This is a genomic window from Mesorhizobium sp. M0243 (assembly GCF_040321775.1).
Lineage (GTDB): Bacteria > Pseudomonadota > Alphaproteobacteria > Rhizobiales > Rhizobiaceae > Mesorhizobium.
Genome location: NZ_JAMYSF010000033.1, coordinates 1 through 15196 on the forward strand (window position 1 = coordinate 1; position 15196 = coordinate 15196).

The 15196-nt window shown below is 64.8% G+C and carries 13 protein-coding genes; 7 read left to right on the plus strand and 6 right to left on the minus strand.

All coding sequences use genetic code 11. The features are described 5' to 3' along the window. Nucleotides 1–272 precede the first annotated feature (272 nt). Nucleotides 273–1316, minus strand: coding sequence for a DNA polymerase III subunit delta (gene holA / locus NKJ11_RS29255; protein ID WP_352794834.1), 1044 nt, complete (start codon nucleotides 1314–1316; stop codon nucleotides 273–275). Between the two features lie 515 nt (nucleotides 1317–1831). Between holA and NKJ11_RS29260 the strand changes: the two genes are divergently transcribed. From NKJ11_RS29260 to lpdA, 4 genes are all read left to right on the plus strand, one after another. Then, nucleotides 1832–3064, plus strand: coding sequence for a thiamine pyrophosphate-dependent enzyme (locus tag NKJ11_RS29260; protein ID WP_352794835.1), 1233 nt, complete (start codon nucleotides 1832–1834; stop codon nucleotides 3062–3064). 3 nt (nucleotides 3065–3067) lie between these two features. Then, nucleotides 3068–4081: an alpha-ketoacid dehydrogenase subunit beta gene (locus tag NKJ11_RS29265; protein ID WP_027162844.1), complete on the plus strand. Its 1014-nt coding sequence runs from the start codon at nucleotides 3068–3070 to the stop codon at nucleotides 4079–4081. 1 nt (nucleotide 4082) lies between these two features. Further along, nucleotides 4083–5465, plus strand: a complete 1383-nt coding sequence (locus tag NKJ11_RS29270) for a dihydrolipoamide acetyltransferase family protein (RefSeq protein ID WP_352612555.1) — start codon at nucleotides 4083–4085, stop codon at nucleotides 5463–5465. A gap of 198 nt (nucleotides 5466–5663) precedes the next feature. Continuing rightward, nucleotides 5664–7061 (plus strand): dihydrolipoyl dehydrogenase, encoded by a 1398-nt coding sequence (lpdA, locus tag NKJ11_RS29275; RefSeq protein WP_352612553.1) that lies wholly within the window; start codon nucleotides 5664–5666, stop codon nucleotides 7059–7061. Between the two features lie 158 nt (nucleotides 7062–7219). Here lpdA and NKJ11_RS29280 read toward each other — a convergent pair whose 3' ends face one another. Continuing rightward, nucleotides 7220–8323, minus strand: a complete 1104-nt coding sequence (locus tag NKJ11_RS29280) for a saccharopine dehydrogenase family protein (RefSeq protein WP_128305951.1) — start codon at nucleotides 8321–8323, stop codon at nucleotides 7220–7222. 115 nt (nucleotides 8324–8438) lie between these two features. On the opposite strand from NKJ11_RS29280, the gene NKJ11_RS29285 reads away from it, so the two are divergent. Next, nucleotides 8439–8867 (plus strand): Lrp/AsnC family transcriptional regulator, encoded by a 429-nt coding sequence (locus tag NKJ11_RS29285; protein ID WP_023813397.1) that lies wholly within the window; start codon nucleotides 8439–8441, stop codon nucleotides 8865–8867. A gap of 230 nt (nucleotides 8868–9097) precedes the next feature. On the opposite strand, the gene NKJ11_RS29290 is transcribed toward NKJ11_RS29285, so the two are convergent. The 4 genes from NKJ11_RS29290 to NKJ11_RS29305 all read right to left on the minus strand — a co-directional run bounded on the left by NKJ11_RS29290 (nucleotide 9098) and on the right by NKJ11_RS29305 (nucleotide 13116). After that, the gene (locus NKJ11_RS29290) at nucleotides 9098–10471 is read right to left on the minus strand and encodes a HAMP domain-containing sensor histidine kinase (RefSeq protein WP_352612551.1); all 1374 of its coding nucleotides are present in this window, start codon (nucleotides 10469–10471) and stop codon (nucleotides 9098–9100) included. Continuing rightward, the gene (locus NKJ11_RS29295; protein ID WP_352556153.1) at nucleotides 10468–11145 is read right to left on the minus strand and encodes a winged helix-turn-helix domain-containing protein; all 678 of its coding nucleotides are present in this window, start codon (nucleotides 11143–11145) and stop codon (nucleotides 10468–10470) included. The genes NKJ11_RS29290 and NKJ11_RS29295 overlap by 4 nt, the downstream gene beginning before the upstream one ends. Before the next feature lie 430 nt (nucleotides 11146–11575). Then, a complete protein-coding gene (locus tag NKJ11_RS29300) occupies nucleotides 11576–12367 on the minus strand; it encodes a COG4705 family protein (RefSeq protein ID WP_352679991.1) in 792 nt (263 codons plus the stop codon). A gap of 263 nt (nucleotides 12368–12630) precedes the next feature. Next, a complete protein-coding gene (locus NKJ11_RS29305; RefSeq protein WP_352794836.1) occupies nucleotides 12631–13116 on the minus strand; it encodes a hypothetical protein in 486 nt (161 codons plus the stop codon). A gap of 220 nt (nucleotides 13117–13336) precedes the next feature. Here NKJ11_RS29305 and NKJ11_RS29310 point away from each other — a divergent pair, with 220 nt between their 5' ends. Both NKJ11_RS29310 and NKJ11_RS29315 read left to right on the plus strand, forming a co-directional pair. After that, nucleotides 13337–13702, plus strand: a complete 366-nt coding sequence (locus tag NKJ11_RS29310) for a RidA family protein (protein ID WP_352679987.1) — start codon at nucleotides 13337–13339, stop codon at nucleotides 13700–13702. Between the two features lie 28 nt (nucleotides 13703–13730). Further along, complete coding sequence (locus tag NKJ11_RS29315; RefSeq protein ID WP_352794837.1) at nucleotides 13731–14963, plus strand: amidohydrolase/deacetylase family metallohydrolase; 1233 nt, start codon at nucleotides 13731–13733, stop codon at nucleotides 14961–14963. Nucleotides 14964–15196 lie beyond the last annotated feature (233 nt).

Genomic DNA, 15196 nt, shown 5'->3' on the forward strand with positions numbered 1-15196 from the left:
ACGGAAGTCTCCCTCCCCCTTGTGGGGAGGGGTTAGGGGTGGGGGTCCGTGCCGGGCAGACATCTCAGGAATTCCATATGCGATAGCCCTGCCACTTGTGGGGAGATGCCGGTAGGGCAGAGGGGGGCGTGAAGGAACGCCAGCTTTGGTCACTTTCGAATAGCTGACAAGCTGTCAGGTGGCGCATTCTAGCCAATAGAGACGCCGGCGGGACAGCGCCCCCCTCTGGCTTGCCAGCCATCTTCCCCCACGAGGGGGAGATCGCCAATCTCCTACCTTTGCGCCAGCCGGCTGCTTTCCACGGCAATGCCGAGCAGCGCCTGCCTTGCCAATGCGACGGAAAGATCCGGCCGCCGCCTGGTCTGCAGCACCGCCGTCTGGAGCCGGGTCAACGCGCGGCTGAGCGCGTCGACGTTCCAGCGTTCCAGCGCCTTCTCGACCAGCTTGCGCCTGGAGAAAAACACCGGCGGGCGGGCGGCGGCGACGACCGAGGCGGCGTTGCGGTTGCTGGACTCCATCTGGCCGCGCATGGTCTGGATCTGCTGCAACTGCCGCATTGCCGAGGACAGCACCAGAAAGGGCTGGCCGCCGGACTGGCAATGGCGGGTGAAGGCGATATCGAAGTCGCCGATCTTGCCTTCGAGAAGCGCGTCGACCGCGTCGTCGAAAGAGGCGCCGGACACATCACCCGACATGGCCTTGACCTCTTCCAGGCCGATCTCGTTCTGGCCATGGGCGTAGAGCACGAGCTTCTCGATCTCGCCGCGCGAGGCCAGCCGGTCGCCGCCGAGATTGCGGCGCAGCGCCTGCCTCGCCTCCATGGTCATCGACATGCCGGCCTTGCCCAGTTCGGCATCAATGACGCCGTCGATGTCGCGCGCCTCATCGGCATAGCACGGCAGCGCCATGGCATTGTCCGCCGCCTCGACGATGGCGCGCAGGCCGACACCCTTCTTGAGATCGCCGGCCTCGATGAGAATGATGGCATCGCGCGCGGGCTCCGCCGTCAGCGCCTTGACGTCGTCGGCCAATGCCTTCTGGCCGCTGGCATTGCGCACCCATAGCAGCCGCCGGTCGGAAAACATCGGCACGGTGCGGGCTTCGTCGAGCAGCCGGCCCTCGTCGCGGTCGACCTCCGAACCCTCGAGCCTGACCACCGAGAAGGGATCGTCGAGAGGCAGGCCGGTCTTGCCGGCAAAGGCCTTCGCCCGCTCGGAGACGAGGCCGCGATCGGGGCCGTAAAGCAGGACGATGGAAATGCGCGCATCAGGCCGCGCCAACCACCCATCGACCTCATATGCTTTCTTCTGTGCCATGGCGGGTTGGTTAGCATGATGCGGGGGCGGGGTGAATGGAGGTTGGTGATTGGGGCAAAGGATGATGCGCGTGATTTTCTCGCAGCGTGGAAGATTGGCAAAAGCGGCGGAGCGAGTAATCTCCCCCCTTGAGGGGGAGACGTCGCCGAAGGCGACAGAGGGGGTCGTTGCGCGTGGAGCGCTAACCTTCGTCTGCCGCAAGGAGTCGCATCCAGTCGAACCGACCCCCTCTGGCCTGCCGGCCATCTCCCCCTCAAGGAGGGAGATTACGCTTCGCCGCCTTCGCCAATCACCTTATCTTCCGGCAAACCCAGCCCAACCTTCTCCCTAATTGCGCGCCGTCCCCCAACATCGACAAGAAATTTCGTCGACATATCTTCATCTTGGTGCTGGGGAGGCTGGATCGGCCGGCGCGGCCGGGACCGACGTCCGCAGGCTACCCCGACGAATTCGCACTGGCCTGGCGGCGCAGATATGCAAATATCGGCACCAGGCAACATTGGAGGACAAAGGTCATGGCCGATGCTGGGATGTTGCGTTTCCACGTTCCGGAACCGGAAGTGCGGCCGGGCGGGATGCCTGACTTTTCCAATGTGCCGATCCCCAAGGCCGGCTCGGTGCCGCGCCCCGAAATCTCCGTCGATCCGCGGACCATCCGCGATCATGCCTTCTCGATCATCCGCGTGCTGAACCGCACTGGTGAGGCCGTCGGTCCCTGGGCCGGCCTGCTTTCCAGCGACGAGCTGTTGGCCGGCCTGCGCCACATGATGACGCTGCGGACCTTCGACGCGCGCATGCAGATGGCGCAGCGGCAGGGCAAGACCTCGTTCTACATGCAGCATCTGGGCGAAGAGGCGGTGGCTTGCGCCTTCCGCAAGGCGCTGGCGCCGGGCGATATGAATTTTCCGACCTATCGCCAGGCAGGGCTGCTCATCGCCGACGGCTATCCGATGGTCACGATGATGAACCAGATCTATTCCAACGAGGCCGACCCGCTGAAAGGCCGGCAATTGCCGGTCATGTATTCGTCGAAGGAGCACGGCTTCTTCTCGATCTCCGGCAATCTGGCGACGCAGTACATCCAGGCGGTCGGCTGGGCGATGGCCTCGGCGATATCGAACGATTCGCGCATCGCAGCCGCCTGGATCGGCGACGGCTCGACGGCCGAATCCGATTTCCACTCGGCGCTGGTGTTCGCCTCCACCTACAAGGCGCCCGTCGTGCTCAACGTCGTCAACAACCAGTGGGCGATCTCGACCTTTCAAGGCATCGCACGCGGCGGCTCGGGCACCTTCGCGGCGAGAGGCCTTGGCTTCGGCATCCCGTCGCTGCGCGTCGACGGTAATGATTATCTCGCGGTGCATGCCGTTGCCAAATGGGCGGCGGAGCGGGCGCGCAGCAATCTCGGGCCGACGCTGGTCGAATATGTCACCTACCGTGCCGGCGCGCATTCGAGCTCGGACGATCCCTCGGCCTACCGGCCAAAGACCGAATCCGACGCCTGGCCGCTCGGCGACCCGATCGTGCGGCTGAAGAACCATCTCATCGCGCTCGGCGTCTGGTCGGACGAGCGGCACGCGCAGGCCGAGGCGGAAATCCTCGACACCGTGATCGCGGCGCAAAAGGAAGCGGAAAGCCACGGCACGCTGCATGCCGGTGGCAAGCCGTCGACGCGCGACATGTTCGAAGGGCTCTATGCCGAGATGCCGCCGCATCTCAGACGCCAGCGCCAGCAGGCGGGGGTTTGAGCCATGCCGAGACGGACCATGATCGAGGCCATTCGCGATGCCATGGACGTGTCGATGGGGCGCGACGACAAAGTCGTCGTGTTCGGCGAAGATGTCGGCTTCTTCGGCGGCGTATTCCGCTGCACGCAAGGCCTGCAGGCCAAATACGGCAAGAGCCGCTGCTTCGATGCGCCGATCAACGAATCCGGCATTGTCGGCTCGGCCATCGGCATGGCCGCCTATGGCCTGAAGCCGTGCGTGGAGATTCAGTTTGCCGACTACATGTATCCGGCCTACGACCAGCTGACGCAGGAAGCGGCACGGCTGCGTTACCGCTCCAACGGCGATTTCACCTGTCCGATCGTGGTGCGCATGCCGACCGGCGGCGGCATTTTTGGCGGCCAGACGCACAGCCAGAGCCCGGAAGCGCTGTTCACCCATGTGTCGGGACTGAAGACCGTGGTGCCGTCCAACCCACATGACGCCAAAGGGCTACTCATCGCGGCGATCGAAGACCCCGATCCGGTGATTTTTTTGGAGCCGAAGCGGCTCTACAACGGCCCTTTCGACGGCCATCACGACCGGCCGGTGACGCCGTGGTCGAAACATGAGCTCGGAGAGGTCGCCGACGGCCACTACACCGTGCCGCTCGGCAAGGCGGCGATCCGCCGGGCAGGCTCGGCCCTCACCGTGCTCGCCTACGGCACCATGGTCTATGTCGCGCAGGCGGCCGTCGAAGAAACGGGCATCGATGCCGAGATCATCGATCTCAGGACGCTTTTGCCGCTCGACCTCGACACGATCGTCGCCTCGGTCAAGAAGACTGGGCGCTGCGTCATCGTGCACGAGGCGACGCTGACGTCGGGCTTCGGCGCCGAACTGTCGGCCCTGGTGCAGGAAAACTGCTTCTATCACCTCGAAGCGCCGGTCGCTCGCGTTGCCGGCTGGGACACGCCCTATCCGCATGCGCAGGAATGGGACTATTTCCCCGGTCCCGCCCGGGTAGGCCGTGCTTTGCTTGAAACCATGGGGGCCTGAGATGGGCGAACACATCATCAAGCTGCCCGATGTCGGCGAGGGTGTCGCCGAAGCCGAGCTCGTCGAATGGCACGTCAAGATCGGCGACATGGTGCGCGAGGACACCGTGCTTGCCGCCGTCATGACCGACAAGGCGACGGTCGAAATCCCGTCGCCTGTCGACGGCGAAATCCTGTGGCTGGGCGCCGAGATCGGCGACACGGTGGCGATCGGCTCGCCCATCGTGCGGCTGAAGGTGGCAGGCGAGGGCAATGTTGCGGGTGGTGCGACGCCGGCAAAAGTCACGGCTGAGAGTACCCCCACCCCTAGCCCCTCACAAGGGGGAGGGGGACGCGCCACGGCCTCCAAGGGCGGAGCAAAATCTACTTCGCCATCATCAGAGTCCTCCGCAAAAAGCGTGCGAGCAGCGCAGACAGAATCCCCCTCCCCCTTGTGGGGAGGGGCTAGGGGCGGGGGTACTGCGCCGACGTCCGGAGTTGTCGCGCCCGCCGGCGCACCCCGTCCCGAGGGCGAAAGACCGTTGGCCTCTCCGGCCGTCCGTCTGCGGGCAAAAGAGGCGGGCATCGATCTCCGGCAGGTTGCGGGGAGCGGCCCTGCCGGGCGCATCGGCCATGAGGATATCGAGGCGTTCCTGGCGCGCGGCCCGCAGGTCGCCAGGACATCCGGTCTCGCCCGCAACGATACGATACAGGACATCAAGGTGGTCGGGCTGCGGCGCAAGATCGCCGAGAAGATGACGCTGTCCAAATCGCGCATCCCGCACATCACCTATGTCGAGGAGATCGACGTCACCGCGCTGGAGGAATTGCGCGCCGCACTCAACAAGGAGAAGCGCCCGGGCGCGGAGCGGCCGAAGCTGACGCTGCTGCCGTTCCTGATGCGGGCGATGGTCAAGGCGATAGCGGACCAGCCCAACCTCAATTCGCTGTTCGACGACGAGGCCGGCATCATCCACCAGCATGGCGGCATCCATATCGGCATTGCCGCGCAGACGCCGTCGGGGCTGGTGGTGCCGGTGGTCAGGCATGCCGAGGCGCGCGACATCTGGGAATGCGGCACTGAGGTCATCAGGTTGGCCGAGGCTGCCAAGTCCGGCACCGCGACACGCGACGAGCTGTCCGGCTCGACCATCACCATCACCTCGCTCGGCGCCATGGGCGGCGTGGCGACGACGCCGGTGATCAACCATCCGGAAGTGGCGATCATCGGCGTCAACAAGATGATGGTGCGGCCGGTGTGGGACGGCACCCAGTTCATGCCGCGCAAGATGATGAACCTGTCGTCGAGCTTCGACCATCGCGTCATCGACGGCTGGGACGCGGCGGTGTTCATCCAGCGGATAAAGACGCTGCTGGAAACACCGGCGCTGATTTTCGTGGATTGAGGGGATGAGAACCGTCGCAAAGGCCCCCTCACCCGGATTGCCAGCCGAATTGCAAAGGCAATTCGGGGCAATCCGACCTCTCCCCGAGGGGAGAGGAGGTCGTCAGCGCAGGCGCCAGTCTCTTCTCCCCAGCGGGGAGAAGGTGGCCGCGAAGCGGCCGGATGAGGGGGCCTTCCTCACCAAAAAGAGCGTATCCCCATGAAAGAAATCTCCTGCAAGCTGCTGGTCATCGGCGCGGGTCCCGGTGGCTATGTCTGCGCCATCCGTGCCGGGCAGCTCGGCGTCGACACGGTGATCGTCGAGTCGGGCAAACCAGGCGGCACCTGTCTCAATGTCGGCTGTATCCCGTCCAAGGCGCTGATCCATGCGGCGGAAGAGTTCGAGAGGGTCTCACACATGGCGGGCGGCAAGAGCCCGCTTGGCATTTCGCTCACCGCACCGACGCTCGACCTGGCTAAGACGATCACTTGGAAGGACGGCATCGTGAGCCGGCTCAACAGCGGCGTCGCCGGCCTGCTCAAGAAGGCAGGAGTCAAGACCGTGCATGGCTGGGCGAGCTTTCGCGACGGCAAGACTGTGGAGGTCGAGACCGAGACGGGAAGCCAAGTGATCCGCGCCGAGGCGATCGTCATCGCCACCGGCTCGACGCCGGTCGAACTGCCGTTCCTGCCCTTTGGCGGTCCGGTGATTTCCTCAACCGAGGCGCTGGCACTCGGTGAGGTGCCAAAAAAACTTGCCGTCGTTGGTGGCGGCTATATCGGACTGGAACTCGGCATGGCCTTCGCCAAAATGGGCGCCAAAGTGACCGTGGTCGAGGCGTTGCCGCGCGTGCTGGCGCAATATGATGCGGAACTCACCCGGCCGGTGGTCAAGCGGCTCAACGCACTCGGCATCGAGGTGATGCTGGGTGCAAAGGCCAAGGGGCTGTCGACCAAAGGCGACGCGCTGCTGATCGAGACATCCGACGGCAAGAGCGCCAAGGTCGCCGCCGAAAAAATCCTGGTGACGGTCGGCCGCAAGCCGGTGACCGAAGGCTGGGGGCTCGACCAGATCGACCTTGATATGGCTGGAAAATTCATCCGCATCGACGAGCAGTGCCGCACCTCGATGCGCGGCATCTTTGCCATCGGTGACGTCACCGGTGAGCCGATGCTGGCGCACCGGGCGATGGCCCAGGGCGAGATGGTCGCCGAGATCATCGCCGGTCACAAGCGCAACTGGGACAAGCGCGCCATTCCCGCCGTTTGCTTCACCGATCCGGAACTCGTCACCGCTGGTCTTTCACCGGAAGAGGCCAGAGCTCTGGGCGGCGAGATCAAGATCGGCATGTTCCCGTTCGCCGCCAATGGCCGGGCGATGACGAAGCTGGGCGAAGACGGCTTCGTCCGCGTGGTGGCGCGGGCCGACAACCATCTGGTGCTTGGCATCCAGGCGGTCGGGAAAGGTGTGTCGGAACTGGCGGCGTCATTCGGGCTGGCGCTGGAGATGGGCGCGCGGCTGGAGGACATTGCCGGCACGATCCATGCGCATCCGACGCAGGGCGAAGGGTTCCAGGAAGCGGCGCTCAAGGCGCTGGGGCACGCGCTGCATATTTGAGGATGCTTACCCTCCCCCTTGTGGGGAGGGTCGATCCGCGAAGCGGAGCGGGGTGGGGGTCCTCGCCGACCGTCAGCGCTCACCCCACCCCGTCTCGCAGTCTACGCTTCGCTACGCATGCGAGCCGACCCTCCCCACAAGGGGGAGGGTGAAGAACTTCAGCTCGCCAGCCGGCTCACCATCTCGTGCTGGGCATAGGCGCGGCCGAAGCGGTTGGCTAGGAATGCGTCGAGCGCGATGTCTTCCTGCTTGACGAAGCCGGTCGCCGGCAGGCTGCCGTCGGCCAGCATGTCGAGCACGGCGCAGATGCCGGATGCGGTGGTGATCTGGATGGCGCTGCGCACCGTGTCGCCGACACGCTTCGAGTAGATCTTGTTGGCGTAGGTCTCCTGCAGCAGGCGGCCGTTCTTGCGGCCCGAGACGGTGACGAAGACGATGACCACATCCTGCAGCGTCGCCGGCAGGGCGCTCTCGAAAATGTCCTTCAGCACGTCGCGGCGGTGGCGCAGGCCAAGGTCGTTGAGCAGCGCCTTCATGATCGCGGCGTGGCCGGGATAGCGGATCGTGCGGTAGTTCAGCGTGCGCACCTTGCCCTTCAGCGTCTCGGCCAGCGTGCCGAGCCCACCGGAGGTGTTGAAGGCTTCGTAAGTGACGCCGTCGAGTGAGAATTCCTCGCGCTCCTCCAGCGGCGGCACCTCGACCAGTTCGCCCTCGACGATCGCCTCGCAGGGCTCGCAATATTCGTTGATGACGCCGTCGGTGCTCCAGGTCAGATTGTAGTTCAACGCATTGGACGGGTATTGCGGCAAAGCGCCGACGCGCATGCGCACGCTTTCGAGCGTGTCGAATCGGCTGGCGAGATCGTTGGCGACGATCGAGATGAAGCCCGGCGCCAGGCCGCATTGCGGAATGAAGGCGTTTCTGCCGGAGCGCGCCAATTCCTTGACGCGGCGGGTCGAGACGACATCCTCGGTCAGGTCGAGATAGTGCACGCCGGCACTGGCCGCTGCCTCGGCGATGCGGGTGGTCAGATGGAAGGGAGCGGCGCTGAGCACCGCGAATTTGCCGGCGAGGGCGGCTTCCAGCGTGCCGGATGCCTCGATGTCGAGCTCCAGCGTCGCGACCGTGGCCGGCAGTTCGGCGGAAGCGAGCTGTGCTGCCGAGCGGTCGACGAGCGTGACCTGATAATCCCCCGTGGCGGCGAGCATCTCGGCAATGGTCGAGCCGATCTTTCCGGCGCCGACAACGACAATTTTCTTCATGACCGATCCCTCACTGATTGTAAGCCCAGATTCGCAGCTTGCCCGTCGAATGGAAGCGTGGTTTTGTTCGAAACGAAACCATCTATTGGCTAGTCTGCCGAGAAGAATCGTCGAAATGCTCAGTGACGCCGAACAAGCCCTGCTTTCCCTGCTGCGCGAGAATGCGCGCGCCTCGACCGCCGAGCTGGCGCGGCGGCTTGGCGTCTCGCGGACCACGGTACAGAGCCGGATCGAACGGCTGGAGCAGCGCGGCATCATATCAGGCTATGGCGTGCGGCTGGCGCCGGACTACGAGCAGGGGCTGGTGCGGGCACATGTGCTGCTCACCGTGACGCCCAAGCTCGCCGACAAGGTGGTGCGCGCCCTGCGCGGCCTGGCGACGGTCAGGACGCTGCATTCGGTCAGCGGCAATTTCGACATGATCGTCATCGTCGACGCGCCGTCGATCCGCGACCTCGACATGCTGCTCGACCAGATCGGCGCCATGGACGGAGTCGAACGGACTTTGTCGTCGATCATCCTGTCGACGCGGATTGATCGGTGAGGGTCGACGCTGCCAATCTCCCCCCTTGCGGGGGAGATGGCCGGCAGGCCAGAGGGGGGTGCTCAGGCGCTAGCCTCGGCCATCTGCGCCGTGTGACAGATCGACAGGTCGGCGGGACAGCACCCCCCTCTGCCTTGCCAGGCATCTCCCCCGCAAGGGGGGAGATTGGCCGTCACTTCGGCTTTCGCCAATTTCCTTACCTCAGGCATTGGACGAATGGTTCATTTCGCCTACCAATCCAGCGCCGGCGGAAAGCTCACCGCCACCTCAAGGCCAGGCCGACAATCCTCAAGCGTAATCGATGCGCCATGCAGGTCGGCGATGGCCCTGACAAGGCTGAGACCCAGCCCGCTGCCCGGCGTCGAGCGGCTGTGGTCCAGCCGGTAAAGCCTCTGGAACACTTTCTCGCGCTCTTCCGCCGGAATGCCGGGACCGTTGTCGGCGACACCGGCAACGACGCGTTCGCCCTGGCGCGTCGCCGACAGCTTTATCGTCGTGCCCGATGGACAATGGCGTAGCGCGTTCTCGACCAGATTGGCGAACATCTGCGTCAACAGCTCGCGATCGCCATGGATCAGGTCCGTCGTTTCCTGTGATTGCGCCAACGACAGCGACTTTCCGTCGTCCTCGGCCACGTCGGCATAGATCTCGGCGATGGTTTGCAACACCTCGCCCAGATCGACATCGCTGAACCGCGCCCGGCGGGCGCCGGCCTCGATCTGCGCGATACGCAGCAGCGCATCGAAGGTCTCGTTGATCTGCAGGCTCTCGGCATGCGCCTCGGCCAGTTCAGCCGCGATCTTCTGGCCCGACAGATTCTTTTCCGATGCGGTGTCGAGGATCATCTGCAACCGGTTGAGGGGCGTCTTCAGATCGTGGGCGATGTTGGCGCTGACCTGTTTCATGCCTTCGACCAGTGCCGACAGGCGATCGAGCGCGGCATTGACCTGGCTGGAGACGATGTCGATGTCGTCGCCCTTGCCGGTCAGCGGAATGCGGGTGTCCAGCCGTCCATGCGAGACATCCACCATGGTGGCGGCGATGCCGTCGAGACGGCGCTGGACTCGCGAAGCCAGCAGGGCGCCGCCGGCGACCGCCAGCCCGGTGATGATCAGGGTTCCCCAGCCAAAGCTCATCAGCACGATCCTCTCCAGCTCCTCCGTCTCGGAAAGGCTGAAGGCGACGGTCAAGGTGTTGCCGCCGACCGGGCCGGAATAGGCGCGGTACTCGGCGCCGGGCGGCACGCCGGGCATTTCGGTGTCGAACATCGAGAAGCCGTCGGGAAGCCCTGCCGCGGTGAAGTTGCCGGCCAGGCGATTGCCCGTCGCGTCGGTCAGCGAAAACAGCTGCTCCTTCTTGAGGCTGCGCAGGGAGTGGCTGCCGACGGTCTCAACCAGCTCCTTGAGATCGTTCTCGGCATAGGTCGCGGCGACGACCGCGTAGGTCTCCTTGATGGTGTCGTCGAGCCGCTCGGCAAGATCGGCGCTCATCATCTGGTAGACGATGGCGCCAGACAGGACGAAGGCCAGCACGAACAGGAAGGCGAAGGTCAGGGCCAGCCGGAACGGCGTGCTGCGCAGCAGGCGGGACCATGTTCCGGTCATGACGGCGCGTGCAGGCTGTAGCCGGTGTTGCGGACGGTGTGGATGAGCTGGGTTTCGAAGGGCTTGTCGACCTTGGCCCGCAGCCGGCTGATATGGGTCTCGACGACGCTGGTCCTGGGATCGAAATGAAAATCCCAGACGCGCTCCAGAAGCATGGTGCGGGTGATGACACGGCCTTCGCCGCGCATCAGCACTTCCAGCAGGCTGAATTCCCGCGGCTGCAGGTCGATCGGCTGGCGCTGCCTGGTGACCCGCCGCATGATCAAGTCCATTTCGAGGTCGGCGACCCGCAGGACGGTTTTCTGCTCCTGCGCCGCTGGCCGCCGGCCAAGCGCGTTGATGCGGGCGAGAAGTTCGGAAAAGGCGAAGGGCTTGACCAGATAGTCGTCGCCGCCGGCCTCGAGCCCCTCGACGCGGTCGTCGATGCCGCCGACCGAGGTGAGAAAGATCGCCGGCGTCCGTACGCCCGCGGCGCGCACCGCCTTGACCATCGACAGGCCGTCGAGACCGGGGATCATCCGATCGGCGATGATCACGTCGTAATTGCCCCGGGTCGCCGCGAACAGCGCGTCATGTCCGTTGCGCAGCAGGTCGCAGACATGGCCGGCTTCGGTCAGTCCCCTGACGATATAGTCGGCCGTCCTGTGGTCGTCCTCGACGAGAAGCAGTCGCATGAAAGGTCCGGTCCGTTGCCGAGATGGAGAGGCTATCACCGGCACGGGCTTGTTCCTAGGATGTCACGACGCGCAGGTATGGTGGCGCTTTCGTCATACATTCGCGATTGGCGGAAGCTTTCCTGGCTTCGTCCTTGGGATGCCGTGACATCTCCGAGCCGCGTAGCGATGCGGAACCCGACGCCCGCGGGACAGCACCCCCCTCTGCCCTTCCGGGCATCTCCCCCGCAAGGGGGGAGATCGGCAGCTTCGATCCCCCCACCCCTCTTGCAACTCTTGCAACATTCGAGGATTGGCGAAAGCGGAGGTACAGTCAATCTCCCCCCTTGCGAGGGAGATGGCCGGCAGGCCAGAGGGGGGTGTGAAGGATCGCTACTGAAGAAAACTTCCATTCTGCTCTGCACTTGGTCAGCGCACGCACACGCTGAGGTCAATCCGATTCCAGGAGGATCTCATCGGCCTCGTCGCCCTTCAGGGTCATGTGCAGGACGAGCGCAATGATACAGCCGAGGAAGAGCAGGCTGGTGAAGATGGTGCCGAGACCCAGGCCGCCATGCCTGGCCGACCGCGACAGCAGGTCGCCGAAGGAAGCGCCGAGCGGCCGCGTCAGGATATAGGCGAGCCAGAAGGCTTGGATGCCGTCGAGACTGAGCAGCCAGTAGGCGAGCGCTATCAGCGCGATGACGCCGCCGAACAGCAGCCCCGATGTGAGATAGCCCATGTCGAAGCTTTCGGCGACGAGGTCGCCGGCGGCGGTGCCGAGCGCGAAGGTCAGCAGGATCGCCAGCCAGTAGAAGATCTCGCGCCTGGTGGTGAAGATGGTGTGGATCGACAGCGTCCTTTCGCTGGCGTACCAGACCGCGAATGTCGCAGCGAGCGCGACCGAGAAGGCGATGGTTGCCGTCTGCAGGCGCACGCCGAAACTGTCGACGAGGCTGTCCGTCACCAGCGTGCCGACGATGCTGATCAGCACCACCGCCGGCCAATAAGCCCACGGCACATAGCGTTTCCGCGTAAACTGCAGGACAAGGGCCGTGGTCAGGACGCCGGTCATGATCAGCGAGGTGGCGGTCAGCCCAAGCCCGATTGTGTCGGCAAGATAATCCGCCGCGGTCTCGCCGGTGGTGACCGCCATCAGCTTGACCAGCCAGAAGTCGAGGGTGACCTCGGGAACCCTGCTGTGGCTCGGTGCGGCGGGTTGTTGCCTGTTGGGCGCGAGCATGGCTGAAGTCCAGAGGTCGACGGTTGCGGCGGGGCGGTGGCGATCCACCCCGCGCATCGTAAGCAAACGAGTTCACACCGGCCTGTCCGGCGGCATACAAATTCGTAAGAATGGCGCGCAAAAGACATTGGGAATGCCTGGCGGTGCGTTTGATGGAATGCGGCGCCTTGCATCCGCCATTGCTGCTCAACGGCGCGCTGATGGCGGGCGCGATGCCGGGCCCCGCACGTTCGGCCCATCTTGCGCTCTGGCGATCGGTGGTTCTAGCTGCCGAGCGGATGCGGCATGTAGCCGACGAAGCCGGCGATCTTCCAGCTGCCGCCGACCTTGCTGCAGAAATACAGCGTCTGCCATTTCAAGCGGTCGACGCTGCCGTCCGCCTTGGCAACCGAGCCGTCGAATTTCTTGTGCAGCACGGCGCGGTCGCCGTCGACATCCATGTCGCGCATGTTGGTGACGCGAAACAGCGCCTCGCGCAGCGGCTCGGCGAATTTGGTCGCCGCCGTCTCTTTGGCCTGGCGCAGCCATTCGTCGCGATAGACGTCGAGCCTTGGAAACTGCAGCCGCCAGGCGTCGGCATTGCTGAGGAAATGCGCATGCATGCCGAAGAAGCTCTCGGCGACGAAATCATCCTCGACCATGGCCCAGTCCTGGCCGATGAAGGCGTCGATGTCGCGCCGCACCAGCATTTCCCAGAGCGCGTGGCGATCGGCATCGCCTGATGAAAACGGGTTCTTGTCGTAGGTCATTGCTGCTGTCTCCGGTCCGGCAAATGCGTCTGTGCGTTGCGGCTGCAGGGCAGCCCGACAGCGCGCACGATGCAAGCGCCTCTGTAATAAAGCAACATGGATTCCGAAGAATGTTGCTTTCCAACAAGGCCCCTATGAGGATCGTCCCGATCGGGGTAAATGTCGACGCAGGCGGGCGCTGCCATGGCACCCCGTCCTGTCATCAGAGGAGGCTTGTCCCTTGCCGAAAAAGTGTTTTGGAACATCGCATGTGCCGTTGTCGCCAGCCGTGCGGGCCGGCGATCTCGTCTATGTCTCGGGCCAGGTTCCCGTCGGAAGCGACGGCATCGTGGTCAAAGGCGGCATATCGGAACAGACCGAGCAGGTGCTCGCCAACATCAAGGCCGCGCTCGCGCTGGCCGGCTGCACAATGGACGATGTGGTGAAGACCACGGTCTGGCTGGAAGATGCGCGCGATTTCGGCGCCTTCAACGCGGTCTATGCCCGGCATTTCCCCAAAGACCCGCCGGCCCGCACCACGGTCGAATCGCGGCTGATGATCGATATCAAGATCGAGGTCGAGGCGGTCGCCTACCGGCCGCTGTAGGCAAAGCAACGAAGCGGAGGTGACCCCAATGCAATTCGACCTCCTGCTGAAGGGCGGACGGCTGATCGATCCGGCCGCCGGCATCGACGCGCTGCGTGATGTCGCCGTCGCCAATGGCCGCGTTGCCGCGGTCGACGCCGATATCCCGGCGGACAGCGCCACGCGGATCGTCGATGCCGGCGGCTGCATCGTCACGCCTGGCCTGGTCGACCTGCACAGCCACGTCTATTGGGGCGGCACGTCGCTTGGCGTCGATGCCGATCGGCTGGCCGCCAAGAGCGGCACCACGACCTTCATCGATGCAGGCAGTGCGGGAGCCGGCAATTTCCTCGGCTTCCGCCGCCATGTCATGGAGCGGTCGAAGGTCCGCATCCTGGCCTATGTCAACATTTCCTTTGCCGGCATTTTCGGCTTCTCGCAGACGGTGTCGGTCGGCGAGTGCAGCGACCTCAGGCTGTGCGAGCCGCGCGAGGTGGTGGCGGCGGTGCGTGAACACCGCGATGTCGTGGTCGGCGTAAAAGTCCGTTCCGGCAAGCATGCCGGCGGCACCAGCGGCATCGCCCCGGTGGATCTGGCGCTGGAGGCCGCCGACCAGGCCGGCCTGCCGCTGATGGCGCATATCGACGAGCCGCCGCCCGGCCGCTCGGAAGTGCTGCCGCGCCTGCGCAAGGGTGACATCCTCACCCACTGCTTCCGGCCGTTTCCCAATGCGCCGGTGTTCGCCTCCGGCGCGGTGCGGCCCGACATGCGGCTGGCGCGCGAGCGCGGCGTCATCTTCGACATCGGCCACGGCATGGGCTCGTTCGATTTCGCCGTCGCCCGCGCCATGCTTGAGGAAGGGCTGGCCCCGGACGTGATCTCGAGCGACGTGCATCTCTACTGCGTCGATGGGCCGGCCTTCGACATCCTGGTCTGCATGTCGAAGCTGCTGGCGCTCGGCATGCCGCTGGTCGAGGTCCTGCGCGCCGCCACGCAAGCGCCGGCGAGGGCGATCGCGCGGCCTGATCTCGGCACGCTGGCGGTGGGCACCGTCGGCGATGTCGCCGTGCTCCGGCAGCGCCCGGGCCGCTTCACCTTTGTCGATGCGGTCGGCGCGTCATTGGTCGCCGACCAGAGGCTGGTGTCGGAAGGCATCGTTATCGGCGGCACCTGGTGGCCGAACGAGGCGGCTGATCACAACGAGACCGAGCGTTTCGTGGCGCAGGCGTCGCATACGCATGTCGAGGTGGCGGCGAGGCACTTTGGGCACCGGCATGAGTGAAAGTTCTGCGCGACTTCGTCATCCACGGGCGGAGCGGAAGCGAAGCGGACGCGCAGACCCGAGGATCCATGCCGTGACCATTGCCGAAGAATGCGACGGATCAGGATGGTTGTTCGATAGGCCCTTCATCGCCGTTGGTGCATTGAAAGCCGATTCTGGTCCGCTTTCGCGTGCACGAATGGCGCGGCATGGATCCTAGGGTCTGCGCCGCGTCGCTTCGCTCCTTGCTTCGC